Below are 24,058 nucleotides of genomic sequence, written 5' to 3'. Positions count from 1 at the left end.
CGACCGCCACGTCAGTTGCTGATGCCGAACTGCTTGATACGGCGGTAGATCGTCGCTCGAGAGATTCCGAGAGCGGCCGCTGCGCGTTCCTTGTCGAACTCGTGCGCTCTCAGGGCCTCGACGATCGCATCGCGCTCCATCCTCTCGATCGGACTGAGTGCGCTGCGTCCATGCGACCAGACCTCCGGCGGCAACGCGTCGACGTCGAGCGTCCCCGCCCGTTGCTGCCGAACCACATCGCGCAACACCTTGCGCAATTGCGCCACATTGCCCGGCCATTCGTACGCCGAGAGCATGCGCATCGCGGCCGGGGTGACGGCGAGATCGCCGCCTGAGGTGAGTTCGCGCAGTAGTTGCGGCACCAATACCTGCAGGTCAGAAATTCGGTGTCGAAGGGCAGGCACCATCACTGTCCGAGCGAAATGCGGAACGATCAAGTTGTCGAAGACCGCACCTGAATCGTCCGACGAGGTCATGGTGGCGCCGACCCACCCGCGGTCGGCGTTCATGGTCAAGAGCGCCGAGATCGAATCAATGCTCTCCGCGGGTGATCGGTCGATGTTCCTGATGATCACGGAGAAGCCATCGTCCGCGAGCTCGTCCTCGAGTACGCGCATCTGGTCCGAACCGACGACCAGCTCGGCGGCGTCGAACACCCTGACAAAACCCGGTCGATGCGTCTCGGCAGCGGCCCGCAGCGCCGCACAGCGACCGGTTCCGGCCTCGCCGTCGACCGCGACCCAGATGCTGGAGCTGAGCGCATGCCGCAACTCGTCGCACAGGATTCGCCACGGCACGCTCCAACCCACCAGCCCCGGCAGCGCGGCACTCAGGCCGCGACGCACACTTCCGGACCGGGTGTCCTCGTCCGCCAGACGCACCACGAACAGCGCGAGCGTCGCCCCGGCGTCCTCTACTCGTGTCAAACGCACGGTCCGCCCGCTCGGCAACGTCTGCACCGCCGAGCGCAGGCCGGCGTGTGCACCGTCGATCGCATACTCGATCAAGGCGGCGACGTCTGCCGAGCCGAGCGTCCGACGAAGCTTCTCGTTCATCAGAGTCATGTCCTCGCCGAGAACGATGAACATCGCCGACGGGTTGCGACGACGTTCGGCGAGATATGCATTGAACGCAGCGACGTGGCCTTCGCCCGAGTGCTGCACGATGAGTGCCTCGATCTCCTTGACTGTCGCCTCCGCGAGGCTGAGCATCAGCTGCCCACCGATGGCCGAGCGTCCCGTCATGTCGAGCGCTCCGAGCATGACCCCGGAAATCGGGTGAATGATCGGCACCCCCGCGCACGCCAATCCGGTGAGTGCCGCCGAGTAGTGCTCCGGGCCGACGACCAGCGTCGACCGCCGCGTCGCCAAGGCTGTACCGATTCCATTGGTGCCGACGAACTCCTCCGAGTAGGAGAAGCCCGGCGCCAACTGGACGTCGTCCAGGCGATGACGGAGGTCGGTGCGCTGAGCCGATCTGCTGAGAACGACTCCATCATCGGAGGTGAGGATCACGGATATCGGCTCGTCGGAGAGCGTGGCGACGAGATTCTCGATCACCGGATTCGCCGCCGCCACCAACAGTGAGTCGAGGTCGGGCTCCCCGATGAACGGCACTGCGACATGCGTACTCGCGACTTCGAGTGCTTTCGACCGTCGCCACGACGTCTCGATCTGCTCCCGCACATGCCCGGTCGACAACTCATCACTGAGAAACCGCTCACGAACCAACTCGATATCCAGATCCGCCATTCCAGCCCGCTCTCCCATCCCACACCATCATTTGTGGTGCAGATCACCACATCAGGCAGGTTACGCCCCCGCGAAACCCACCCCTGTCTCAAAATGAGATTGCCGATGCAACCAGATCTCTCGGCGTCACCCTTTACCCGGATTAAGGATTTTGTACGGGTCGAAGGCCTGTCGTATCCGGGACTGGAGGTCGAGTTCGGCGTCACCGATCATCAATCGGAGATGTGCGCGTTTCAAGACTCCGACACCGTGTTCGCCGGCGATCGTCCCTCCCAACTCGACGGCACGCTCGACGATCGCCTCAAACGCCTGGCCGGCTCGGGACACCTGGCTGGGATCGGTCTCGTCGAACATGATCGTCGGATGCAGATTGCCGTCTCCCGCGTGGCCGAACGTGCCGATACGGATGTCGTACCGCTCAGCGATCCGATCGATGGACTGCATCATTCCCGGCAGTTGGGGCACCGGAACGGCGACGTCGTCGAGGAGAACGCCTCCCGAGCGTTCCAACGCAGGCAAGGCCATCCGACGCGCAGCCATCATCGCCTCGCCCTCCTCGGCGTCGTCCGTCGACCACACTTCACCTGCGGTACGACGGCACACGGCCGCACAGCGCTCAGCATCGGCGGCGAAGTCGGCGCCGTCGCACCGGATCAACAGGAGTGCGCCGGATTCGACGTCCAATCCCATCCGCGTCATCGACTCCACCGCGCGTATCGTCGTGCGATCCATCACCTCCATCACGCAGGGGTCCGCGACCGCCGCGCACTCGATGACGGCATCGATCGCGCTCGCGCAATCGGGAAACGACGCCACGACGGTCGACATGGCGCCGGGCGCTCGTCGAAGACGGACGGTGACTTCGACGATGACGGCAAGTGTTCCCTCCGAGCCGACGAGCAGGCTGCCGATGTCGAGTCCGGCCACGTTCTTCCGAGTCCGGGAACCGGTGTGGATCACCCGCCCGTCCGGCAGCACCGCCTTGATCCTGGCCACGTGATCGGCCGTCACGCCGTACTTCACACAGCACGATCCGCCCGCGTTCGTGGCGACGTTTCCGCCGATGGTCGAGAAGTCCCGACTACCGGGATCGGGCGGATACCACAGTCCGGACGCCGCTGCGGCCCGCGCCAGATCTGCATTGACGACTCCGGCCTGGACGGTGGCGAGCTTCGATGCGACATCGATGTGGATGATCTGATCGAGGCCGGCGAGGCTGAGGATGACGCAACCGTCGACGGCGTTCGCGCCACCGGCGAGTCCGGAGCCGGCGCCGCGAGTGACCACCGGAATCCGACGCGCGTGGGCCCATTGCATCGTGGCCCGGACGTCGTCGATGGACCGCGCCCGGACCACACAAAGCGGACTGCCCGCGCTGGTCAACTTGGACTGGTCACGTCGATAGCTCTCCACCACCGCCGGGTCGACCGTCACCGCGCTGCCGATGACCGATCTCAGGGCCGCGATCGCCGCGCCCGACGGATCAGCGTCCGTCGGCGCCGGTGACGCTTCACCATCGACGAGAGCGTTACTAACGGTGCTCAAGCTCGCCCATTTCCGACCACCCGTCACCCTCGACGTCTCTGCTGACGATGCGCGGGGTCGATTTCAATGCCGGGCGCATCGCGTCCAGGCCTTCCTGGAAGTGCGGTGCGTTGACGTGGGCCGCACCGGCGTCGGCATCACGGAACGCCTCGACCAGGACGAACTCGGAAGCATTCTCGACACTGCGCGACCAGTCGAACCACAGGTTCCCCGGTTCCGCGCGGGTCGCAGCCGTGAATGCCGCAGTCCGCGCCATCCAACTGTCGACGTATTCGTCGCGCACGTCGAACTTCACCACGATGAAGATCATCAGATCCTCCTTTTCTCAGCTGCGTGAATCAGTAGATGTTGGATGGGCGGACCATGCCTTCAGCCAGGTCCCCGAAGCCCGGAGCATCGATCGCTCCGGGATTGGTGAAGATCTCCTCGACGACGGCGGTCTCGGTCGTGATGAGCAGAGCTGCGATCGACGCCGCACTCTCGAGCGCGGCGCGCGTGACCTTGTAGGGATCGATGATCCCCTCCTCGAACATGTCGCCGTAGGTACCGGTCAGCGCATTGAATCCGTGGCCGTGGGGAAGCCCCGACACCACGGCGACGACGTCGTCGCCGTCGAAGCCCGCATTGGTTGCGATCCACCGAAGTGGCTCGTCCAGCGAACCCCGCACCACTTCGATGCCGACTGCCTCGTCGTCGGACAGGCCGGTCAGATCTGCCAGCGCGCGGTGCGCTTGCGCGAGAGCCGTGCCTCCGCCGGCGAGAACTCCCATCTCGACGGCCGCCCGAGTTGCCGACAGCGCATCCTCGACGCGCAGCATGCGCTCCTTGAGCTCGACGCTGGTGAAGCCACCGACTTTGATGACCGCGACGCGACCGGTCAGTCGCGCGATGCGGAGTTCCAAGCTGTCGCGATCCGCATCGATCCGCGCGCGATCGAATTGCGCCTGCAGTTGGGCGACCCGCGCGTCGATCAGCGCTTGTTCGCCGGCGCCGCCGACGATGGTCGTGTCGTTCTCCGTGACGGTGACCCGGGTGCACGCACCGAGGTGCGTAATGCTGACCTCGTGGAGTTCGATGCCCGTGTCCTTGGCGATCACATGTCCGCCGAGCGCCACGGCGAGATCCTCCAACTCGGCAACACGGCGGTGTCCGAATCCCGGGGCTCGCACGACGACCGAGCGCATCGTGTTGTGCATGTTGCCGCCGACGAGGAGTTGCAGCGCCGCGCCGTCGACGTCTTCGGCGAGCACCAGCAGAGGCCGGTCTGCCCGCTTGGCCGCCTCGACCGCGGGCATCACGTCCTGCACCGCCGTGATCTTCTTGTTCGTCAGCAGGACCACCGGCGAGTCGAGCACCGCTTCCATCCGCTCGGGATCGGTCACCATGTAGCCCGAGGTGTACCCGTGGCTGAACTCGATGCCATCGACGACGTCGACGGAGATGCCCAGGCTGTCCGACTCCTCGGTGGTGATGACGCCGCTGCGACCCGCGAACTCGACTGCCTCGGTGATCGCGGCGCCGATGGTCTCGTCGTCACTCGCCGCCAGGCTGGCGATCTTGACCAGTTCGGACGTGTCGGTCACCTGCACCGCCTGCTCGTCGAGGGCACCCAGCACGGCGCCGACGCCACGCTCGATCCCGCGACGCACGCGCATCGGGTTCGCCCCGCGATCGACGGCCCGGAGGCCTTCCCTGACCATGGCCTGCGCCAAGACCGTCGCCGTCGTGGTGCCGTCGCCCACGACGCCGTTCGTCTTCATCGCGACTTCTTTGACCAGTTGCGCACCCATGTTCGCGAACGGATCGCGAAGCTGGATCTCGCGGGCGATGGTGACACCGTCATTGGTGATCGTCGGCGGACCGGTCAGCTTCTCGAGGACGGCATTGCGTCCCTTCGGTCCGAGCGTCACCTTGACCGCGTCGGCGAGGGCGTTGACACCGCGTTCCAGTCGGAGGCGGGCATCGGAGTTGTAGCGCACTTCTTTTGCCATGATGGCGAGCCTTTCGGGAACCGGTCCGAGACCGGGTTACGGAGATGGTGGAGTGATCCGGCAGCAGCGTCGCGCGGTCAGGGGACGAGGATTGCTCGTCCCCTGACGCGACCGGCGTCGAGGTCCTTGAGCGCGGCCCCGAACTGTTCCAGCGGGTACTCGGTGGTGTGCAGCTTCACCTTGCCCTGGGCGGCGAGCGCCATCAGTTCCCCCAGGTCGTTGTACGACCCGACGAGGTTTCCGATGAAGTTGATCTCGCTGGAGACGATGTCGATCGTCGGCACGTCGATGTTCTCGCCGTACCCGACCACCAGGTAATTGCCTGCGTTCCGCAGCATTGCGACGCCCTCTGCCGTGGCGCCGCCCTCACCGACGAAGTCGAGGACCGCCTCGGCTCCGCGGCCGCCGGTGATGTCCAAGACCTGCTGAATGTGCGTGCCGTCGGCGACGATCCCATGGTCCGCGCCCACGTCGACGGCCAGCGCCAGAGCGTCGGGATTGCGATCGACCACGATCATCGTGACACCGGAGATCGCCGCGAGGACCTGGATGCCGATGTGGCCCAGTCCGCCTGCGCCGATGACCACGCAGTAATCGCCCGGCCGGGTGACCGCCGCGACTTTTGCTGCCGCGTGATAGGCGGTCAGGCCGGCGTCGGCGAGTGCTGCGACCTCGGCCGGCTCCAGCGAGTCGTCGAGCTTGACCACACTGCGGGCGGTGGTCTTGAGGTACTCGGCGTAACCGCCGTCGGTGTCGATCCCCGGGAACTGGTTGTCCTCGCAGTGCACGTCGTCGCCCGCGCGGCAGGCTCGGCACAACCCGCAGGTGATCAGGGGATGGAGGATCACCTTGTCACCGACCTCGACATTGGTGACCGAGCTGCCGATCGCGTCGACCCATCCGGCGTTCTCGTGCCCGATGGTGTACGGCAATGCGACGTGCGTCTTCGGTTCCCACTGCCCCTCCAGGATGTGCAGATCAGTCCGGCACACGCCGGCGCCGCCGATCCGCACGATCACATCCATCGGTCCGGTGACCTCGGGCTTGGGAACCTCGTTGAGAACCAGATCCTGGTGGTAGCCGACCACCTGCACTGCCTTCATGACGACCTCTCCGCGCGGGTGCGCATGTTGGTGATGAGCGGGCCGTCGGTGCCCGCACAGTCGCCGTCGTCGGCATAACGCGTTGCCAACAAGCCGCGACAGAAGTGAGAATTGCCCTCGATCGAGATTCGGACCGATCGAGCGAACCGCAATCGGATCGGCACCTGATCGTCCGGTAGCGACCGCCCCTGGTCGTCGACCAGGACCGGCGCGTTGGGACACAGGCTGAGTCCGATCGCCGTCCGCCGACGCCGAAGCGCGAATGTCGTCTGGTCCTCGGGCAGGTCACGCAGGGTGACCCGCCCGACGGTCTCCGATGTCGCCGATCCCTGGGCGATCAGGCGCGACAGACTGCGCTCCATGGCTGCGGTGTGGGCCTTCCGCAGGAACGTCTCGCGGAGTTCGACGAGGCTCTCCTGCGCCTCCTGCCCGAAGGTGCCTCGATAGCCCGCCCGAGCTGCGAGGCCCGCATTGATCTTGTCGCTGTCGTGGTGGTCGTCGAGATACACCCGCACCACCCCGATGTCGTCGATGAGCTCGAGCGCATCAACGGCGTCCGACGCCATCAAGTAGGCGAAGTTCGGGGAGCAGAACGACGTCGGCAACCGGAGGTGAACCGACACCCCGTCATCGTCGATGGCGATCGAGCGAACGAACTTCAGCTCGGTGATCGGTTCGTCCAGCTCCGGATCCATCACGGTTCCCAGGCCGTCCATGATCTTCGACTCGAGACTCTCATCCGTGCCCGGCGAGCCCGCAGACGTCTGAGCCCGTTGCTCCAGCGCAGTCATCACGGTCTCCTAAACCAGTGCCGACGACGGCAGTTGCAGTTCCGCGGGAACCTGGATGTGCGGATACAGCGCGGCTGCATTCAGTCCGAGGATCTTCTTCTTCTGGTCGACTGTCAGCGGTGCGTACTCGGTCATGTCCTCCGGGATCTGGAAATCAACGAACTTCTCGATCAGCCACCGCGGGGTCCACAGCGCATAGTCGCTCGAGAACAGAATGCGATCCTCATCCAGCCAGTACAGGAGCTCACCGATGATCTGCGCGAAGTAGCGCGGCCTGGTGTGGATGAACGGCATCGCCACCGCGAGTCCGCCGTAGACGTTCGGCTCCTGCGTCGCGATCCAGCAGAAATCCTCGAGGCGTGGCAGACCGACGTGTTCGATGATGAAGTTGAGATCGGTGTAGTCGGTCGCGACCTTGTCGACATCGCCCACATCGAAAGCGTCCTTGTCGAGGGGCCGAATGGTGGGGCCCTTGTGAACGTGGACGTTCTTGACACCCAGTTTCAGGCACTCTTCGAGATAGCGCCGCGACCACGGGTCATCGAGCTTGTAGCCGCGAGACTCGCCGTACCAGTCCGCCGTGTAGAGCTTGACTCCGGTGAACTGGTGTTTGGCGGCATCACGACGGAGTTTCTCAAGCCCATCTTCTCCGTGGCGGGGGTCGTAGGCGTAATTGTGAGTAAGGATGTCGGGGTTCTTGGCCCGGAGATCTTCGATCTCCCGATACTGCGAGAAACCGGTCTTGTAGAACTCAGCGAGAACAGTCGGCTGGACGATTGCGTGGTCGACATATCCGTCGACGAACAAGTCCTTCATCATCCGATCGCCGCCGTAGTAGGTGTACTCGTCGTACTCCCAGACCTCTTCTTCGGGGCTCAGATTGCGGTGATAGTCGTAGAAGCAGTCGATGAACTGTTTGCCGTGAATGTTCTTGTGGTTCTCAGCGCGACCGTCCCACAGGTGGACGTGCGCGTCGACGATGAAATACTTCTCGCCATTCTTCTCATACATGTCAGGTCACTCACTTTCATTCGTCGACGCGATGACTGTGCGGATCGCGTGTCTCGGTGGGTTCGTGTCGGATGGTGACTCCTCGCCGGGTCGCGGGTGATGGGCCGACCCGGCGAGGAGCGTCTTCAGGAGGCGGTCAGGTCGAAACCGATGTACTCGGCCGCGTCCTCCGGGCTGGCGAACAGGATCGTCTGGTCGTCGAGGTGGACCATGCGGCCGTAGTGCGTCGAGCTGATCTCTTCGAAGACCGAGCCGTCGAAGTCTTGACCGAGCGCGTCGGTCAGTTCCTCGTAGTCGAAATTGAGCCGGCCGCTCCCGTCGACGCGGATCATCGACGGATACTCGGTCAGTTCGACGCCTTCTTTGGCGCCCATCACGTCGGCGACGACGCGACCGATCGGAGTGTTCATCAGGGTCACGCCGCACATGTTCGAAAACTCGGTGGACGATCCGAAATTCATACTCACTGGTTCAGCTCCTTGGGAACGTCGACCTCGATGGTCGTCAGGACTTCACGGAAATTGTTGATGGCGGCTTCCAGGCTGGAAGCGAACGTTATTGACTTCTCTGCAGGCTGCGACCAGATCGGCTGCAGCGCACGGGCCGCATCCAGGCACCGCGGCACCCATTCGGCCATCCACTGCCCGAACAGTTCACGGTTGTACTCACCGTGTTCCGGATCGCGCGAGAGCATCCGGAACAGATTGCGCGTGTAGGCCAGGTCGCGGTCGTAGTCGTGCTCACCGGTGCCGACGATCGTCGGCGTGATGTAGTCGCCGTTGCGGGCAGCCACCTGCATCACCAGATCGCTGCGGAACAAGGAGCCGACGAGCTGTTCGAAGACGATGTTCGTCACGAACAACAGTTGGCACCAATCGCCGATCGCGGTGAGGCGCTCGACGGCTTCACGCGTCGGCTGCCATTCGACGGCGTTCTGCCACACCTCTTTGTGCGCCGCGCCGTCGAAGTCCGGCATTTCGTCGGCCAGGTCCAGATTGAACAAGGCGAGGTCTTGCGCAAACCGCATCTTGTGTGCCGCGTTGACGGCCACCGCCGTGTTGATCATGTTCGTCGGTCCGGACCGCTGGATCGAGGTGAACACGTGCAACGCGAGACCGTTCTCGGCGTGCATCCAGGCACCGAGGTTGCGTTCGATGAACTTCAGCCACGGCCGGTTCCAGCCACCGTAGGCATGGGCGCGTTTGGCGTTGCGCAGACACAGCTCCACCTGATGAACGACTGCCGAGTTGTTCCGGTAGATGGTCTGGTCCCACTCCTCGTTGGGGTCGAGGAATTCGTGCCAGTTGCTCGAGCGCGCCTGCGTCCACTCGTGGGGGTATCCCCCGGGTCCGGTGCCGAATCCGTAGATCCAGCCCTGCGTCAGGTGGCGGGCCGGGTCTGGCTGAACGTCGACGGTGACTTCCTCATACATCGTCGCGCGCTTCTTCGATGGTTCGAAGTAGCTGAACTTTCGGCTCTTCGAGCTCGGAAATTCCAGGGCGCCGGCTTCAGCATCCGTGAATTCGATGCTCGGGAAGCTTCTTTCCCGTGGTGCGCTTGGTGCGGACATGCTGGGTGTTCCTCTCTGCAGCGGCCAGGTCGGCCTGTACAAGGGCTGGGTAGCTCAGCGGCGTGGACGATCAGTCGAACGCCGGGCTGGTGAACTTGTCGTAGAAGACTTGGTCCTTCGGGACGAGCTTGGAGTCGGCGAGCGCGAGCGCGGCGTCGACCATCGGCGGCGGGCCGCAGAGATACACCTCGGTGCGGCCGAGTTCGGCTTCGTTCCGGTCGACGACGTCGGTGACGTTGCCCTGCTCCACTCGAACTCCCGCGGGCAGGTCGTCGAGCGACTCCGAGAGACAGGCGATGAACTCGAAATCGGCGAGTTGTGCACCGAGAGCGGCGATCTCGTCGAGGTAGAACAGATCCGACGCCGTACGCGCTCCGTAGTAGAAGCGCATCGGACGTTCCAGTCCGATTTCGCTGGCGTGCCGAAGCAGCGAGAGCACGGGGGCCATGCCTGCGCCGCCACCGACCAGAATGATCGGCAAGACCCGTCCGTCTTTGATGGTGAACGACCCATAGGGCCCGGTGAGGTCGAGATCGGCGCCGACCTCGAGCCCGTCGTCCAGCAGCCCTGCGAAAAGACCGCCGGGATACTTCTTGATGAGGAATTCGAAATGTTTCGGGTCAGCCTGGGTGGTTGCCAACGAGAACGATCTCGTGACGCCTTCATGGCCGGGCACGTGAATGTCCACGAACTGTCCCGATTTGAATTCGAATTCAGCCGGCTCCACCGCTTCCAATTGCAGGGAGACGATGTCGGCAGTCTTCGGCTCGATCGCGACGATCTTCGTCCGAATGTCTTGAATCGGCGCTCCTCCGAGAAGTTCGTCTTCGTCGAAGTTCAACAGTTCGATCTCGCAGTCGTCATACGCCCACGTCCGACAGAGAAGGACATAGCCCTCCTCGACTTCGGCATCGTTACACGCGAATGTCGAGTAATCGTCCATCTGGACGTCGCCGTCGAGAACCATGGATTTGCACGCGGAGCAGCGTCCTTCACGACACCCGTGCATGAGGTGTATGCCTTGGCGGAACGCGGCGTCGAGGATCGTCTCGTCCTCGCCGACTTCCATCTCGATGTCCACGGGCACGAAGTTGATGCGGTGAGTGTCGGACACAATGACTCCTCGGTGAAGCAGAATGGTGAAGTTTAGGAAGGGTGGTGGACCGCCCCGACGATTCCGTCGGGGCGACCCACCGGTGATGACGAGTCAGTTGGCGGCGTAGTACGCCGCAGCAACCGTGTCTGCCCGGTAGTCGGCGAGATGCTTCTCGCGTTCGGCGTCAGACATCTCGTTCAACACCACATTGGGACTGTTGAACTGAATGCCGCGGACATCGTCGAGAGTCCACAGCTTCTTCGGGTCGTCGAGATGCAGGTGCGGCTGGCCGATCAACGTCTTACCGTCGTCGCGGACGTAGCCGAGGTTCTGCACGATGTCGGCGAGATCGCCGCCGTGATGCAACGTCTCCCACTCACGGAATCCGGTGAGACGCCCCATATTCGGCGTCTCGCGGCCCTCGTACTCACCGCGGAATGCGGTGACGTCGGTCCAGTGGCAGGTCTCCGAGCAGTAGGTACGCCACTGTCCGTCGACCTTGTCGTCGACCATGTCCTCACGGATGAGGCACGGAACCATGCACGTCCAGCAACGGTGCGGATACTGGTATCCGACCTCCTCGAACGCGATCGGCTTGTTCCGACCCGGGTAGGCCAGACGGTTGTAGTTCTCCCACCACTTGCCGAACTTGTTGTACCAACCGGGGTACTTCTCTTCGAACCATTCGAAGTCGGTGTCGGTCATCGCATCGATGCGCCAGTAGTTGACCGGCCAACCGGTGGCGAAGAACCGTGCGACCTCGTGCACGTAGTGCTTGTCGACGATGCGCTTCCAGGCTTCCTCGACCAGGTCGTGCGGAATCGTCAGACCGTACTTCTCCAGCGGGAGCAGGTAGCTGCGGTAGTAGTCGTCGTAGATCCACCGACGCCACATCTCGGCGTAGCTCTCGCGATCCTTCCGACGGTCCTTGGTCCCGTACTCGATGAAGGTGCCGATCGCCGCGTCCACCACGCAGTGGTTGTTCCACCAGGCGTAACGCAGGTCCCGTTCCAGCAACGGCCGGTTGCGTTCATCGGCGAGTGCCATCAAGAGAATGGAGTAGCCGTTCGAGATGTGGCGCGACTCGTCCGACTGCACCGAGTGGAAGACCGTCGGCAACAGGTAGTCGCCATTGGCCGCCGCCTCGTCCGGCATGGCGACGAACAAGGTGTTCGTGAAGGCGGTCTCCGCGACCACGGTCAAATAGATGTTGGCCGCGGTGATCGCGTCACCGGTGATGAATCCCTCGCCGAACTGGCGGCCGATCGTGCCCGCGTAGTTGTTCGCGAACGCCTTCTCCGTGATGTCGAAGCCGGCCGGGTCGATGTAGTTGTTCATGTACAGCTTCTTCAGATTCATCTGAATCGTCGAGTGCCGTACTTCGTCGATCATCTGTACCGCGAGTCCGTTGTGAATCTCGGGGTTCGGCACCGCGTCGATCGCCATCGGCATGGCGCGGGCCGCGGAGATCTCCGGGAAGGGAATGATCGACAGAAACAGCTTTTGCCATTCGAGCCACCGCTCCTGAACCTGTCGGAACATGTTGCCGCGAATGGCGCCGTCCATCGCGCCGTAGACGCGGTTGTCCTTCTCCTCCTCCATGGGGAAATACGACCGCATGATCTGCTTGAGCGGATCCTTCTTGGGAGCCTTCTCAAACGTGTAGTCGGTACCGAACCGAGTCGCCGGAGTGGCGAATGTTGGTTCCCACGACAATTCCGTGATCTTTGCATGCGCCTTGGTAAGGCTCTGCCTACTCAAAATTTGCCTCCTAGTCGGAGAGTCGGCTGTGTGTCGACTCTTGGCTGACGTGGTAGAAGCAATTCAAGTGCGCTCAGCGCGATGCGACCGTCTCACTATGAGATACGGATCACATTGTCCTTGCAGTGAGATGGAAGACGCATTCGACGTGTGTGCGGACAGGATGCAAAAATCTGCCCGAGCAGCACTCTCCGACGGAACATTGCCGACGGAGAGTGCTGCTCGGGCAGATCTTTTCGCTAAGCGGACGGAGGCGGGGACCCGGCGGCGCGGATCTACCTCGGGAACGCGGGCCGCAGCCAGCGAGGCGGTGTGAACGGCGTGAGTCGGCCCGCGGGTTGGGCGAGTCGATCGGCGACGCCCCACACGGCCGCCAGATTGTGCCCGAATCCGAGGTGCGAGCTCACGACCTCGATGTTCTCGCTGAGCTCAGTCGGCTGGTCGCGACATGTCTGCCAGGCGACGACCCCGTCGTACCGGCTGTAGAAAGCGGTCGACGGCATCGCCAGCGGCGGCGCGTCGGCCTCCAGCGGGACGCCGAGCGGCCGAGCGTGAAACGGCGACATCAGATCGAACGCAGGCTTCGCGCGGCTCTGCTCCTCCGTCTCCATCCGGAACGGACTGCCGAGGGTGATCACCTGCCGCACCTTCTCCGGCGTCTCTCGCGCGAGCTCCCGAGCGAAGATGCCGCCCAGGCTCCACCCGACCAGGCTCACCGGCTGCCCGTGCTCGTCGTAGACTTCGTCGAGCCTGCGCCGCATGCCGCGCAGGATTCGTCGGCTCGGCCCGATGTTGACGCCCAGACCCCAGCCGTACGTCGGATAGCCGAGGGCCTTGAGCGTGGTGCGCAGCGGCAGCGTTGTCATATCCGGGGTGGTGAACCCGGGCAGCACCAGCACCGGCTGCGTATCGTCGCTGATCGGTGCGGACACCATCGTCGGCCACATCCATGCGTACGCGCCGAGCTCCCAGACGGCCCGCGTGAAGTCAGTCGATGTCAGAGCCAGACTCGGCTTGTGTGCGGGACGCCGGGTCACGGCGGTCGGGTCTGACCTCGTCGGGGCCGCGGTCATCAGTTCGTCAGCATTCCGCCGTCGACCGGGATGGTGAGCCCGGACATGTAACTGCTGGCGTCACTGGCGAGGAAGACGAGCGCCGAGTCGAGCTCCCCGGCGTTGCCGAGGCGACCGAACAGAGTCCGCGGCACCACGCGGCTCTCGAGCACGCCCTCGGCGAACTCGCCGGTCATCTCCGACTCGAAGTAGCCTGGCGCCAGCGCATTGACGCGGATCCCCTTGCGCGGAGTCCACTGCTGCGCCAGGTCGCGTGTGAGACCGATGACGGCCGACTTGCTGGCCGAATAGCCTGCCTGCGGCATCAGCACGCTCGTGATGCCCAGGATGCTGGCGATGTTGATGATCGCGCTTCCCGGCTGCATCACCCGCGCGCACGCCTGCGCCATCCAGTAGGTGCCGTTGAGGTTGACGTCCATCACCTTGCGGAACTCGTCGGGGTCCTGCCGCAGTGCGGGGACCGAGTCCGCGATGCCCGCGTTGTTGACGAGGACGTCGAGCCGCCCGAACTCGGCCATCGCCGCCTCCACGGCCGCCGTGCACTGGTCGGGATCGGCCACATCGGTGGTGACGGCGAGCGCACGACGACCCATCGCCTCGATCGCAGCTTTGGTGTCAGCGAGGCGATCGGTGCGCCGTGCCGCCAGCACGACGTCGGCGCCGACGTCGGCGAGGGCCTTCGCGAAGCCGACGCCGAGGCCGCTCGATGCACCGGTCACGAGCGCGACCTTGCCGTCGAGGCGAAAGGTGTCGAGGATTGTTGACATTTCTGTTGTATCTCCTGATCGAAAGTCTGAAGGGAACGGGTGAGGCAGGTCAGCCGAGGGCGTCGACGACGCCGATCGCCTCGAGCGTGTCGAGGCCCGCACGCGCGTAGTGCGCGAGGACGATGAGGTCGTGGAGCTCCCCGTCGCGGTCGCGGATGTGATCGCGGAGCAGGGCTTCACCGGTGAATCCGAGACTGGAGAACAACTCGATCACCCGCTCTTGACCGGCCGCGAGCTCGATGACGATCTTCTCCAGGCCCGCGCCGAAGCCGCCGCGGAGAGCCTGTTTGGTGAGGTCTCGGCCGAGGCCCGCGCCCCGGGCCTGCGGGACCACGACGATCCGCAGTTCACCGACGTGATTCGACCAGCCGGGGAGCCGATTGACCGTCGCCCAGCCGACGATGTCGTCACCGTCGACGACCACCCATCGCAGGTCGGGCGAGGCGGCCATCTCCGCGACGTGCTCGGGGTTCTGCAGATCCTCGCGGATCAGGGTCAGGTCCAGGTCCGAGAGCCGCCCGAACATGGCGTTCAGTCCAGCCACGTCGGAGGTGCTGAGACCTCGAATTTCAGCAGGCATGTGCTACTTCTCCTCGCTCTGCTTCTGGAGGAATTCGATGATGGTGGGAACCGTGGTCTTCGCGGCCGTGCGGCCGACGACCAGCCCGATGTGACCGCCTGTGAGCCGCAGTTCCGTCTTCTGTTCTGAGCCGATCAGGTCCAGGACGGGCGACGCCGCGTCGGCGGGCACGATGTGGTCCTTCTCCCCGAACACCGCCATGAAGGGCACGGTGATCGATTTCAGACTCACTCGGTCGCCGCCGAGGACCAGGTCGTCCTCGACGAATCCGTTCTTCTCGACGAGCATCGTCGAGATCTGCCGCGCGAGTTCGCCGGCCATGGGCACGTGATCCGACGCCCAACCGTTCATGGCCTGGTAGGCCTGCACGTAGTCGTCGTTCCACAGTTTCTCCAGGAGATCGACGTACCCGGTGATGTCGGCGGTCGGCTTCAGCGAACGGAACGCCGAGAAGACGACGTCGGCGGGGACGTTGCCGTCGTCGCCGAGGATGGTTTCCAGGTCGTCGCCGCCGGTCATCGCCAGCGCGAGCGGCATCCGGGCGTAGTCGACCGGGCACGCCATCACCGTGTGCGAGCGGATCGGCGCGTCCGGATGGTGGGCCCCGTGCAGCAGGGTGAGGACGCCGCCGAAGCAGTAGCCGATCAGGCTGACCTCGTCGACCTTCGACCGCTTGCAGACTTCCCGGACGGCGGCGGGGATCGCGCCGTCGACGTAGTACTCGAACCCGTTGCGGGCGTCGCGCTCGTCGGCCTCGCCCCACTCGAGGAGGTAGACGTCGAACCCGCCGGCGAGCAGGTGCTCGACGAAGCTGTTCCCGGGCGTGAGGTCCAGGATGTACGCCTTGGACACCACGCTGAACACGACCAACAGCGGCGGACGGTAGCGGACATCGTCGTTGCGGTAGCGATACAACGCTGCACGTCCGTTCTGCCAGACGCGATCGCGCGGAGTGAGTCCGGTCTGGACGCTGGAGATCCCAGCGGCCATCTTGATGCCGTTACGGGCGCGCAGTGCGTTGCGTTCCACCTCGCGGCGCACGCTCTCGACGATGCTCACTTCTCCGACTCCCGTTCGGCGTCACGCGCGGCCAACTCCAGACGCAACTGCCGGACCTCGTAGTCGAGTTCGCCGATCTGACGACGAAGCTTCTTCACATCGGTGCCTGCCGGCAGGTTCACCATGTGCAGCATTGATGCGACGACGCCTCCCACTCTGCGGCCCACCGCGCGCTGCACACCCCCGGCCACCTGATTCGCCGTTCTGAACTCCCCGGAGTGCACGACGTCCTCGACGACCGGCGTGACTCTTCGCTCGACGGCGTCGTACAGCGCGCGCAAGGACAGGTCCATCAACTCGCCTTCCGAAACGTTGCCGGATCGGCCGGTGCGCCGAGCATGGCTGCGCATGCTTGACGCACTTTGACCGCATCGGGCTCTTCGCCCGTGATGAGGTTCGCATACACGAAGGTCTCGGTGATTCGGACCAGAATCAATGCCAGATCGTCCAGCGGCAACGACGGAACAAGAGCGCCCGCCGTCACCTGCTCGGTGAGGAAGTCGCGAACTCGACCAACGATGCGCGGCTGCACTCCCCCGCTCCACGTGGTCATGATCTTGAATGCCCGCTCCGGTTCGTGCGCGAGGAAGCGGCGAAAGGCGACGTCCCGGTTCGAGATCGCCGCGAACTCGCCGAGCATCTCGGCGATCTTCACCGCGCCCACACCGGCAGCCCGTCGGTGGGCCGTATTGAGCGCAAGGTCGGCCATCGACCAGATGACCTCGGCCAACAGACCGTCACGGCCGTTGAACCGACGGTAGATTGTGCTTCGGTTGACCCCGACAGTTTGCGCGAGTTCACCCACTTCGATTCGACCGCGAGTGATGAACGTATCTCGAGCCGTATCCAGCACGGCGTCGTAGTCGATCATCTGATCAGGTCCTTTGCCAGTCGTGACTACCTGTAATTCTGCACCATTTCAGCAAAATGGTGCAGATTTGCCCGTAATCGGGAACACTATCTCAGTGGGTCCATGATGTGGCCCTCGTTTGAGAAATCCCGGTGGCACCTCACATGTGCGACGACTTCGAAGGAGAGAGCATGATCGAGACGACAATGCAGCACGGGGATATGCGTATCGCCGACCTAGTCGAGTACAGCCGCCGAGTGTTTCCGGAAGCGAAGATCGTCACGTGGACCGGCGAGGGCACACGAGAAGCGACCTTCGCGCAGATCGGCGACCAGGCCGCTCAGATCGCGAACGCCCTCGCGGGCCTCGGCGTGGCCGAAGGCGACCGGGTCGCGACCTTCATGTGGAACAACAACGAACATCAAGCCGTCTACGCGGGCGTGCCGTCGATGGGCGCCATCCTGCACACGCTGAACCTGCGACTGTCCCCCGAGCAGGCCGTCTTCATCATCAACCACGCCGACGACAAGGTGATCTTCGTCGACGCCACCGTCGCTGGGATGCTGTCCCAATACCTGACGGGGACGCCGAACGTGCAGCATGTCGTCGTCTGCAACGGCCCCGCCGACGCGATCACCGCGCCCGAGGGCGTCACCGTCCACACCTACGACGACCTGCTCGCCGGTCAGCCGACCACCTACGCCTGGCCGGAACTGGACGAGAACACCGCCGCCGTGATGTGTTACACCTCCGGCACCACCGGCGACCCGAAGGGCGTCGTCTATTCGCACCGCAGCATCTACCTGCACTCCACGATGGTCACCACCACGATGGGCATGGGCCTGTCGAACGCCGACTCGATGCTGGCGATCGTCCCCATGTTCCACGTCATGTCGTGGGGCATCCCCTACGCCGCGATGATGGCGGGCGCAACGTTGATCATGCCCGACCGCTTCCTGCAGCCGGAGCCGCTGCTGGCCATGATGGCCGAGACCCGGCCGACGCTCGCCGCGGCCGTCCCCACCATCTGGCAGGGCGTCTCGGCCCTCCTCGACGCCAAGCCGCAGGACATCACCCACCTGCGCAGTGTCGTCGTCGGCGGCGCCGCCGTTCCGCCGTCCATGATCAAGAAATTCGACGGTTACGGCGTCACCATCGTCCATGCCTGGGGCATGACCGAGACGTCGCCGTTGGGCAGCGTCGCACATCCACCGGCCGGACTCACCGACGAGGACGAGATCTTCTCCTACCGCGTCACCCAGGGCCGATTCCCCGCCATGGTCCGCGCCCGCATCATCGGCGACGACGGCGTGGAACAGCCGTGGGACGGCGAGTCGCGCGGCGAGCTCGAGGTCGCGGGTCCGTGGATCACCGCCTCGTACTTCCAGCCGGACGGCAACGTGACCGACCCCGGCAAGTTCGACGACGGGTGGCTGCGCACCGGCGACGTCGTCACCGTGACCCCGAACGGGTTCATGACGATCGTCGACCGTGCCAAGGACATCATCAAGACCGGTGGCGAGTGGATCTCATCGGTGGAGCTCGAGAACGTCATCGCGTCGAATCCCGCCATCGTCGAGGCCACCGTCATCGGCGTCCCGGACGCGAAATGGGATGAGCGCCCGTTCGTTCTCGCCGTGGTCCGCAGTGAGGACGACGCCGACGTCGACGCACACAAAGCGTACTTGGCCGAGCGTCTGCCGAAGTGGCAGATCCCCGAGCGCTGGTCGTTCGTGACCGAGGTGCCCAAGACCTCGGTCGGCAAGTTCGACAAGAAGCGCGTCCGCCAGTCGTATGCGGAAGGCGATTACACGGTCCTCGGGGCTCCCGAAGCCTGATCACCTCCGCTTCGCCGGGAAGGCCCGGTCGCCCCACGCGGGCGGCCGGGCCTTCGGCGATTCCGGTCGGTCGAGCGGTTTACACTCGCTGCGTGAGCCGCACGAAGAAACTGACGCTGGCTGCGCTGGGGGTGATCATCGCGCTGGTCATCGGCTCCACCGTGTGGATCCTCGTCGCCTCCGACTTCGGACTGCACGAAGAACGCGTCACGCTCGAAGGACCGCGCGGGGAGTTGAATGCGGTCCTCTCCACGCCGGCCGACGGCGACGGACCGTTCGGTCTCGTCGTCTTCGTCCACGGCGACGGTCCCGCCGACGCCGGCCGTGATGACACGTACAAGCCGCTGTGGAGCGCCTATGCGAAGGCCGGGTTCGCGACTCTCTCCTGGGACAAGCCCGGCGTGAACGGCGCCCCCGGCGATTGGCTCGACCAGTCCATGCACGACCGCACCGCCGAAGTCGAGTCCGCGATCTCGTGGGCTTACACCCGCCCCGACCTCGACACCACCCGCCTCGGGATCTGGGGCATCGGCCAGGCCGGCTGGGTGGTGCCCCGGGTCCTGGCCGCCCGCAACGACATCGGCTTCGCCGTCCTGGTGGGACCCGCGATCAATTGGCTGCGCCAGGAGGAGTTCCGTCTGCGCGCCGATCTCGCCGCCCGCAACGTCGCGCCGACAGACGTCGACGGCACACTCGATCGCCACGCGCGAGAGGTCTCACTCCTCGAGTCCGGTGCCGACTACGCCACCTACCTGAAGGCGCGGACCGATCCGCATCCGATGTCGAAGGAACGGTGGTCCTTCGTCGAACGGAATTGCCGATCAGATGCCACCGCCTCGCTCAGCCGAATCTCCACGCCGTTGCTCCTGGTCCTCGGCACCAGGGACCGGACCGTGGACGTCGACGAGACGGAGACGGTGTACCGGCAGAAGGTCCGGTCTGATCTGTTGACCGTCACCCGCTTCGACGACGCCACGCACCGCATCACCCGGAAGGACATCGAGTATCGCGACGACTTCCGGGTATCGGCCCGTGAGATCTTCGCGCCGTCGACCGTCTACGCACCCGGGTATCTGGACGCACTCCGGATCTTCGCGACACGCAATACTTAACGACCGGGTACGGTGGTTCACGTACCTCCCATTCAGTAGAGAAAGGTGGTTTCCCGATGGATTCTGCACTGTGGGCAACCCTGACCGACAACCCCCAGCTCTTCGAGCTTTTGAAGTCCGTGTTCTCGGGCGTCCAGTAGACCTCGACCGATGGCAGCGCCTCGCCCGATTCGGGCGAGGCGCTTTTCGTTGGTCGACGGGCGGCTCGGTCAACGCGCGCCGACCGGCTGCCGTCGGTAGTCGTCGGTCGACAGCGCGTTGACAGCCGATCGGTGCCACGCGCCGCGGTCGTGGCTCTTGGCCTCAAGCACCACCGGACCGTGGACCGCGACCCGATACGCCCAGTCTTTCGGGGTGTGCAACGCCTCTGCCGGATACCGCGCTGCGACACTCTGCAAGTATGCGTCGCCGGCCCGTGTCCGGCCGAAACGCGAGCGGAGGATGCCGGCGGCCAACAGCACCCCGACGATCAAGACGAGCGGCACCACGACGTCCACGCCCCCGCCGTCGAGCACAATCGCGATCGACACCACGATCAGCAAGGCAAGGACCACGCCGAGAGGCGCCAGCGCCAGCCGACGATCACGCGCGCTCGCGAGCAGATTGCGCCCGATCAGGTAGTCGGTCATCTCGGTGAGTCGGTCGTGGGTCGCCTCGCTCACCGCCGCGACGGTCGGGCTCGTCAGTACGCGCCCGCGGCGCGCCACGTAGGCGGTGTAGGCGTCGCCGCCCACCTCTTCGGCTGACCGATGACCGTGTTCGTCAGCCGACTCGTCGAGCCACAGCAGCGCGACGGCGACCGCGTAACGGTGCCCGAACAGTCCGCCGACCTCGGTCGGCGTCAGTTCGCGCCCCGGTGTCGGCACGCTCTTTCGCCACAGCAGAAACTGTCTCCACACAAACGTCATGCACACGATGAGCAACACCGCGATGTAGAGACGACTCAACGATTCTGGGTTCCCGACAAAGCCCATCGCACCAGCGTGTCATATCGCCCCATCAAACGACAGTGGTCTGCTCAGATCCTCAGGATCAGGGCGTGATGCCGTCGACGGCGCGCACGAAGTCACCGCTGACCTGCACAGCCGGGCTGGAGCTGTCTCCCCCGACGACGAGGGTCGCGAACGCGAGGTCGCCGACCACGCCGGTGAACCACCCGTGCGCGTGCTTGCCGTCGCCGAACTCCGCGGTGCCGGTCTTACCGCCGAGGCCGCGAACGTCGCGCAACGCGGTCGCGGTACCCGCCGTGACGGTCTCCCGCATCATCGAGCGCAGCGCGTCGACGACGTCGGCGGGAATGTCCTGCGGCGTCGCGTTCTCACCCGTGCTCTGCCCCTGGATCAGGGTGGGTGTCACGGTTCGCCGCGCGGCAAGGCTCGCCTCGACCATCGCCATGCCGAACGGTGACGCGGTGACCGTTCCCTGTCCGATGCCGTTCTCCACCTTCTGCGTCTCGCTCTTCGCCGCAGGCACCGATCCGGTGATCGTCGTGACGCCGGGGATCGTGTAGTCCACGCCGAGGCCGAACATCCGGGCGGTGTCCGTCAGTGCGGTGTCGTCGAGTCTGGTCGACAGCGCGGCCATGGTGGTGTTGCACGACCGCGCGAAGGCGGTGTGCAGCGGCACCGTGCCGAGGTCGAACTCGTCGTCGTTCGGAATCACCCGGTCGCCGAACCGCTGCTTGCCCGGGCAGGGCAGCATCGAGTCGGGTTTCGCGATGCCCTCGCGCAACGCCGCCGCGGTCGTGATGGTCTTGAACGTCGAGCCGGGCGGATACAGGCCGGTGAGCGCGATCGGTCCCTGCTTGTCAGCGGCCGAGTTCTGCGCGACGGCCAGGATTCCGCCGGTCGACGGCCGGATCGCCACGAGCATCGTCGGTCGCTTCTCCTTCGCGACCGCGGCGTCGGCGGCGCGCATCAGCGACACGTCGAGGGTGGTCTCGACCGTGGTGGGGGTGCGGCCGTCGAAGGTCTGCACCTGGCCCGTCGGCTTTCCCGCCGCGTCGACGAGGAGGACGGTCGCGCCCGCGGCGTCGTCGATCGAGGCGCGCCATTTCTCCTCCAGTCCCGACACGACCGGCGAGTTCAGGTCCTTGGTCGCTGTGAGGAGTCGTCCCTCGGTCCGCGTGGTGACGCCGGCGATACCGTCGAGCCGACCGACCTTCTTCGCGTCGGCCGCACGCAGCGAGACGACCGTGACGGGCGTCTTCGCATCCTGCAGGTCGGCGCGGATCGACGCCGCGGTGATCGACTGCGTCACCGGCGTCAGCTTCGCCGCCACCTCGCGCGCCGAATCAGCATGAGCGGGGTCCAGGGTGACGACGGTGACCTCCTGCCAGGTCATCACCGGCTTGCCCTTGCGGTCGACGACGGGCACGTCGTAGGTCTTGTCGTCGCTGTAGAGCAACCGTCCGCCTGCGGTCAGCTTCGGGTGGATCAGCGTCGGGCTCCAGCGGACCGCGCCGTCGGCTTCGGTGATCGATGTGTCGTATTCGACGGTCCGGTCGTGCGGCAGCTTCCAGGTCCACGACAGCCCGCTGTCTTCGTCGCCGGTGACGCTCACCTGCAGTTTCGCGTCGCCCATGCCGTCGAAGGTGCCGGTGAACGCCTTCGTCGCGGCGGTCGGATCGGAGGTGGCGTCCGCGGCCGCCGCGGCGTTTTTACTCGTCAGTGCCTCGGCGAGGCGCTGCGCCGGCGACGGCTCAGAGCCACAGGCGACGGCGACCGCCGCGAGGAGAACGAGCACGACGGCGAGGACGAGACGGCGCATGCCATCCAGTCAACCGATGCGGCGGCACGGCTGCAAACACCGGACGTCTGGATGCGGATCGGGAACCGAGACTGTCGTTCGGTGCCACCTGGTGACACCGAACGACAGTCGTCACCCGCTCGACAACGAAAAGGCCCCCTGCCGGTGTGGCAGGGGGCCTCAAGTGGAGCCGCCGGGAATTGAACCCGGGTCCTCCGTCACTTCAGCGGGGCTTCTCCGTGTGCAGTCCGCTCTGTCTCTACTTGGATCTCCCGGTCTCACGAACTAGCCGGGATGACGATCCCAGTCGCTGTTTGTTGTCCTGTCACCGCCCGCGACCGACGGTGACAGTAAGTTCCCTAGCTGATGCCGGCATCCGGTTCCGGGAACGGAGAACCGGGCCGACAGACTAGCTTCGCTGATTAGGCAGCGAGAGCGTAGTCGCGCTGATTGGTATCGGCGCTTAATTGTTTGCTACGACGCTTACGGTGGTCTCTAGCCTGCACCGACACGCTTCCCCCGCCTCGATGCACGTAGTCGAAACCGATCGGCCCCGAGGGGGTTGCCCACTGATTTCTCAGTGGACACCCTATTCTAACCAACCCGACCGACAGAATCATCCCAATAGTCGCGAGTACCGTGTCTCCGCAGGTCAGCCGATGCGCAGCAACGCGGTGTCCGCGGCGGGAACCCGGATCGTGAGGGCGCCGCCACTGGCCTTGATCCGTCGTCCGGTCCAGACATCCCGCGCGGGGACGAGGTCGTCGCCCGCAAGGCCGAGGTCGATGACGTGGACCGACATCTCCCGCGCCGCGCCGCCGCGGTTGACGAGCGAGACCAACAGCCCCTTCTCGCCGATCGCGCGGGAGAAGACGTCCGGCGCATCGAGGACCGGGGCGCCCGGTGCATCGCGGCTGTCGCGCACGAAGCCGGTCACCTCGGGGTTCGTCAACGCCGCGACCGTCGCGGGCGCGAGCGTCGCGAGGTCGGCCGAAGCCAGGAGCGGTTCGGCGTCGATCACGCGATGGGTCACCGCGGTCCGCACCTGCGCGGTGGTGCCGCGTGCCACGTCGATCGCCGCCGCTCGTTCGGCGGCGTCGGGGAAGTCGAGGTGGAGGCCGAGCTCGGCGAGGTGGTCAGAGAGCCGGTTGTCTGCGCGGTACCGGTGTCGGTCGGTGCCGTCGCAGTCGACGAAGACGGTCCGGAAGCCCGCATCGCGCAATCCGGTCTGCACCAGATGGTCGGCTTGCGCGCGGATCTGATCGGCGTCGGCCGCACACGGTGTCGCCGCCACCAGCCATCCGATCGCGGGCAGCGGCCGCGACTGCTCCGGTTCGGAGTCCACACACGCGGTCAGCACGGCAAGGCAAGCGACGACGGCCAGCGCCGTCGCCCCCAGCTTCCGCAGCACC

22 protein-coding genes and 1 other RNA gene are annotated in these 24,058 nt (G+C 65.1%); 2 read left to right on the top strand and 21 right to left on the bottom strand.

The features are described from left to right. Positions 1 to 11 precede the first annotated feature (11 nt). The 17 genes from GH2_RS00575 to GH2_RS00495 form a co-directional block, all read right to left on the bottom strand. Entirely contained in the window at positions 12 to 1,751 is a 1,740-nt protein-coding gene (locus GH2_RS00575; RefSeq protein WP_066161695.1) for a sigma-54-dependent Fis family transcriptional regulator, read from the bottom strand. A gap of 126 nt (positions 1,752 to 1,877) precedes the next feature. Next, positions 1,878 to 3,218, bottom strand: a complete 1,341-nt coding sequence (locus GH2_RS00570) for an FAD-binding oxidoreductase (protein WP_066163192.1) — start codon at positions 3,216 to 3,218, stop codon at positions 1,878 to 1,880. A 64-nt stretch (positions 3,219 to 3,282) separates the two neighbouring features. Beyond that, on the bottom strand, positions 3,283 to 3,606 hold the full coding sequence (locus tag GH2_RS00565) for a putative quinol monooxygenase (RefSeq protein WP_066161693.1): 324 nt from the start codon (positions 3,604 to 3,606) through the stop codon (positions 3,283 to 3,285). Positions 3,607 to 3,634: 28 nt separating this feature from the next. After that, positions 3,635 to 5,287: a chaperonin GroEL gene (gene groL, locus GH2_RS00560; protein WP_066161692.1), complete on the bottom strand. Its 1,653-nt coding sequence runs from the start codon at positions 5,285 to 5,287 to the stop codon at positions 3,635 to 3,637. 77 nt (positions 5,288 to 5,364) lie between these two features. Then, entirely contained in the window at positions 5,365 to 6,390 is a 1,026-nt protein-coding gene (locus GH2_RS00555; protein WP_066161691.1) for an NAD(P)-dependent alcohol dehydrogenase, read from the bottom strand. Beyond that, positions 6,387 to 7,181, bottom strand: coding sequence for an iron-sulfur cluster assembly protein (locus tag GH2_RS00550; protein WP_066161689.1), 795 nt, complete (start codon positions 7,179 to 7,181; stop codon positions 6,387 to 6,389). Before GH2_RS00550 ends, GH2_RS00555 begins: the two co-directional genes overlap by 4 nt. 9 nt (positions 7,182 to 7,190) lie before the next feature. Further along, complete coding sequence (locus GH2_RS00545) at positions 7,191 to 8,192, bottom strand: amidohydrolase family protein (RefSeq protein WP_066161687.1); 1,002 nt, start codon at positions 8,190 to 8,192, stop codon at positions 7,191 to 7,193. A 125-nt stretch (positions 8,193 to 8,317) separates the two neighbouring features. Continuing rightward, a complete protein-coding gene (gene mimD, locus GH2_RS00540) occupies positions 8,318 to 8,659 on the bottom strand; it encodes a propane 2-monooxygenase effector subunit MimD (protein ID WP_066161685.1) in 342 nt (113 codons plus the stop codon). Then, positions 8,656 to 9,762: an aromatic/alkene monooxygenase hydroxylase subunit beta gene (locus GH2_RS00535; RefSeq protein WP_066161684.1), complete on the bottom strand. Its 1,107-nt coding sequence runs from the start codon at positions 9,760 to 9,762 to the stop codon at positions 8,656 to 8,658. The genes mimD and GH2_RS00535 overlap by 4 nt, the downstream gene beginning before the upstream one ends. A 70-nt stretch (positions 9,763 to 9,832) precedes the next feature. After that, positions 9,833 to 10,876 (bottom strand): 2Fe-2S iron-sulfur cluster-binding protein, encoded by a 1,044-nt coding sequence (locus tag GH2_RS00530; protein WP_066161681.1) that lies wholly within the window; start codon positions 10,874 to 10,876, stop codon positions 9,833 to 9,835. 93 nt (positions 10,877 to 10,969) lie between these two features. Continuing rightward, positions 10,970 to 12,619 (bottom strand): aromatic/alkene/methane monooxygenase hydroxylase/oxygenase subunit alpha, encoded by a 1,650-nt coding sequence (locus GH2_RS00525; protein WP_066161679.1) that lies wholly within the window; start codon positions 12,617 to 12,619, stop codon positions 10,970 to 10,972. Between the two features lie 275 nt (positions 12,620 to 12,894). Beyond that, positions 12,895 to 13,692: an alpha/beta fold hydrolase gene (locus tag GH2_RS00520; RefSeq protein WP_372434416.1), complete on the bottom strand. Its 798-nt coding sequence runs from the start codon at positions 13,690 to 13,692 to the stop codon at positions 12,895 to 12,897. Next, entirely contained in the window at positions 13,692 to 14,459 is a 768-nt protein-coding gene (locus GH2_RS00515; protein ID WP_066161678.1) for an SDR family NAD(P)-dependent oxidoreductase, read from the bottom strand. Before GH2_RS00515 ends, GH2_RS00520 begins: the two co-directional genes overlap by 1 nt. Positions 14,460 to 14,508: 49 nt before the next feature. Then, positions 14,509 to 15,039 carry a GNAT family N-acetyltransferase gene (locus tag GH2_RS00510; protein ID WP_066161676.1) on the bottom strand — a complete coding sequence of 177 codons (531 nt, stop codon included), beginning with the start codon at positions 15,037 to 15,039 and terminating at the stop codon, positions 14,509 to 14,511. Positions 15,040 to 15,042: 3 nt separating this feature from the next. Further along, the gene (locus GH2_RS00505) at positions 15,043 to 16,098 is read right to left on the bottom strand and encodes an alpha/beta fold hydrolase (RefSeq protein ID WP_204700952.1); all 1,056 of its coding nucleotides are present in this window, start codon (positions 16,096 to 16,098) and stop codon (positions 15,043 to 15,045) included. Next, positions 16,095 to 16,391: a hypothetical protein gene (locus GH2_RS00500; protein WP_066161674.1), complete on the bottom strand. Its 297-nt coding sequence runs from the start codon at positions 16,389 to 16,391 to the stop codon at positions 16,095 to 16,097. Before GH2_RS00500 ends, GH2_RS00505 begins: the two co-directional genes overlap by 4 nt. Then, positions 16,391 to 16,969, bottom strand: coding sequence for a TetR/AcrR family transcriptional regulator (locus GH2_RS00495; protein WP_066161672.1), 579 nt, complete (start codon positions 16,967 to 16,969; stop codon positions 16,391 to 16,393). Before GH2_RS00495 ends, GH2_RS00500 begins: the two co-directional genes overlap by 1 nt. Before the next feature lie 170 nt (positions 16,970 to 17,139). Between GH2_RS00495 and GH2_RS00490 the strand changes: the two genes are divergently transcribed. Beyond that, a complete protein-coding gene (locus GH2_RS00490) occupies positions 17,140 to 18,786 on the top strand; it encodes a long-chain fatty acid--CoA ligase (protein WP_066163189.1) in 1,647 nt (548 codons plus the stop codon). A 92-nt stretch (positions 18,787 to 18,878) separates the two neighbouring features. Continuing rightward, positions 18,879 to 19,898, top strand: a complete 1,020-nt coding sequence (locus GH2_RS00485; RefSeq protein ID WP_084247215.1) for an alpha/beta hydrolase family protein — start codon at positions 18,879 to 18,881, stop codon at positions 19,896 to 19,898. A 209-nt stretch (positions 19,899 to 20,107) separates the two neighbouring features. Here GH2_RS00485 and GH2_RS00480 read toward each other — a convergent pair whose 3' ends face one another. The 4 genes from GH2_RS00480 to GH2_RS00465 form a co-directional block, all read right to left on the bottom strand. After that, positions 20,108 to 20,872 (bottom strand): TIGR04222 domain-containing membrane protein, encoded by a 765-nt coding sequence (locus tag GH2_RS00480; RefSeq protein WP_066161670.1) that lies wholly within the window; start codon positions 20,870 to 20,872, stop codon positions 20,108 to 20,110. 58 nt (positions 20,873 to 20,930) lie between these two features. Beyond that, positions 20,931 to 22,667, bottom strand: coding sequence for a penicillin-binding transpeptidase domain-containing protein (locus GH2_RS00475; RefSeq protein ID WP_066161668.1), 1,737 nt, complete (start codon positions 22,665 to 22,667; stop codon positions 20,931 to 20,933). Positions 22,668 to 22,828: 161 nt separating this feature from the next. After that, positions 22,829 to 23,201: a transfer-messenger RNA gene (gene ssrA / locus GH2_RS00470) on the bottom strand. A 97-nt stretch (positions 23,202 to 23,298) separates the two neighbouring features. Continuing rightward, positions 23,299 to 24,057 (bottom strand): alpha-galactosidase, encoded by a 759-nt coding sequence (locus GH2_RS00465; RefSeq protein WP_066161666.1) that lies wholly within the window; start codon positions 24,055 to 24,057, stop codon positions 23,299 to 23,301. Position 24,058: the final 1 nt, after the last annotated feature.

Origin of the sequence: Gordonia hydrophobica NBRC 16057 (assembly GCF_001592365.1) — a bacterium.
Taxonomy (GTDB): Bacteria; Actinomycetota; Actinomycetes; order Mycobacteriales; family Mycobacteriaceae; genus Gordonia; species Gordonia hydrophobica.
Note: the sequence above shows the minus strand (reverse complement) of the source record. Positions and strands in the feature narration are given on the sequence as shown.

Excerpts from the sequence above, each read along its gene's own strand:
- GH2_RS00520 (WP_372434416.1), bottom strand. The coding sequence starts at position 13,692 with ATGACCGCGGCCCCGACGAGGTCAGACCCGACCGCCGTGACCCGGCGT.
- groL (WP_066161692.1), bottom strand. The coding sequence starts at position 5,287 with ATGGCAAAAGAAGTGCGCTACAACTCCGATGCCCGCCTCCGACTGGAA.
- GH2_RS00495 (WP_066161672.1), bottom strand. The coding sequence starts at position 16,969 with ATGATCGACTACGACGCCGTGCTGGATACGGCTCGAGATACGTTCATC.
- GH2_RS00480 (WP_066161670.1), bottom strand. The coding sequence starts at position 20,872 with ATGGGCTTTGTCGGGAACCCAGAATCGTTGAGTCGTCTCTACATCGCG.
- GH2_RS00510 (WP_066161676.1), bottom strand. The coding sequence starts at position 15,039 with ATGCCTGCTGAAATTCGAGGTCTCAGCACCTCCGACGTGGCTGGACTG.
- GH2_RS00500 (WP_066161674.1), bottom strand. The coding sequence starts at position 16,391 with ATGGACCTGTCCTTGCGCGCGCTGTACGACGCCGTCGAGCGAAGAGTC.
- GH2_RS00475 (WP_066161668.1), bottom strand. The coding sequence starts at position 22,667 with ATGCGCCGTCTCGTCCTCGCCGTCGTGCTCGTTCTCCTCGCGGCGGTC.
- GH2_RS00535 (WP_066161684.1), bottom strand. The coding sequence starts at position 9,762 with ATGTCCGCACCAAGCGCACCACGGGAAAGAAGCTTCCCGAGCATCGAA.
- GH2_RS00575 (WP_066161695.1), bottom strand. The coding sequence starts at position 1,751 with ATGGCGGATCTGGATATCGAGTTGGTTCGTGAGCGGTTTCTCAGTGAT.
- GH2_RS00550 (WP_066161689.1), bottom strand. The coding sequence starts at position 7,181 with ATGACTGCGCTGGAGCAACGGGCTCAGACGTCTGCGGGCTCGCCGGGC.
- GH2_RS00565 (WP_066161693.1), bottom strand. The coding sequence starts at position 3,606 with ATGATCTTCATCGTGGTGAAGTTCGACGTGCGCGACGAATACGTCGAC.
- GH2_RS00490 (WP_066163189.1), top strand. The coding sequence starts at position 17,140 with ATGATCGAGACGACAATGCAGCACGGGGATATGCGTATCGCCGACCTA.
- GH2_RS00515 (WP_066161678.1), bottom strand. The coding sequence starts at position 14,459 with ATGTCAACAATCCTCGACACCTTTCGCCTCGACGGCAAGGTCGCGCTC.
- GH2_RS00545 (WP_066161687.1), bottom strand. The coding sequence starts at position 8,192 with ATGTATGAGAAGAATGGCGAGAAGTATTTCATCGTCGACGCGCACGTC.
- GH2_RS00555 (WP_066161691.1), bottom strand. The coding sequence starts at position 6,390 with ATGAAGGCAGTGCAGGTGGTCGGCTACCACCAGGATCTGGTTCTCAAC.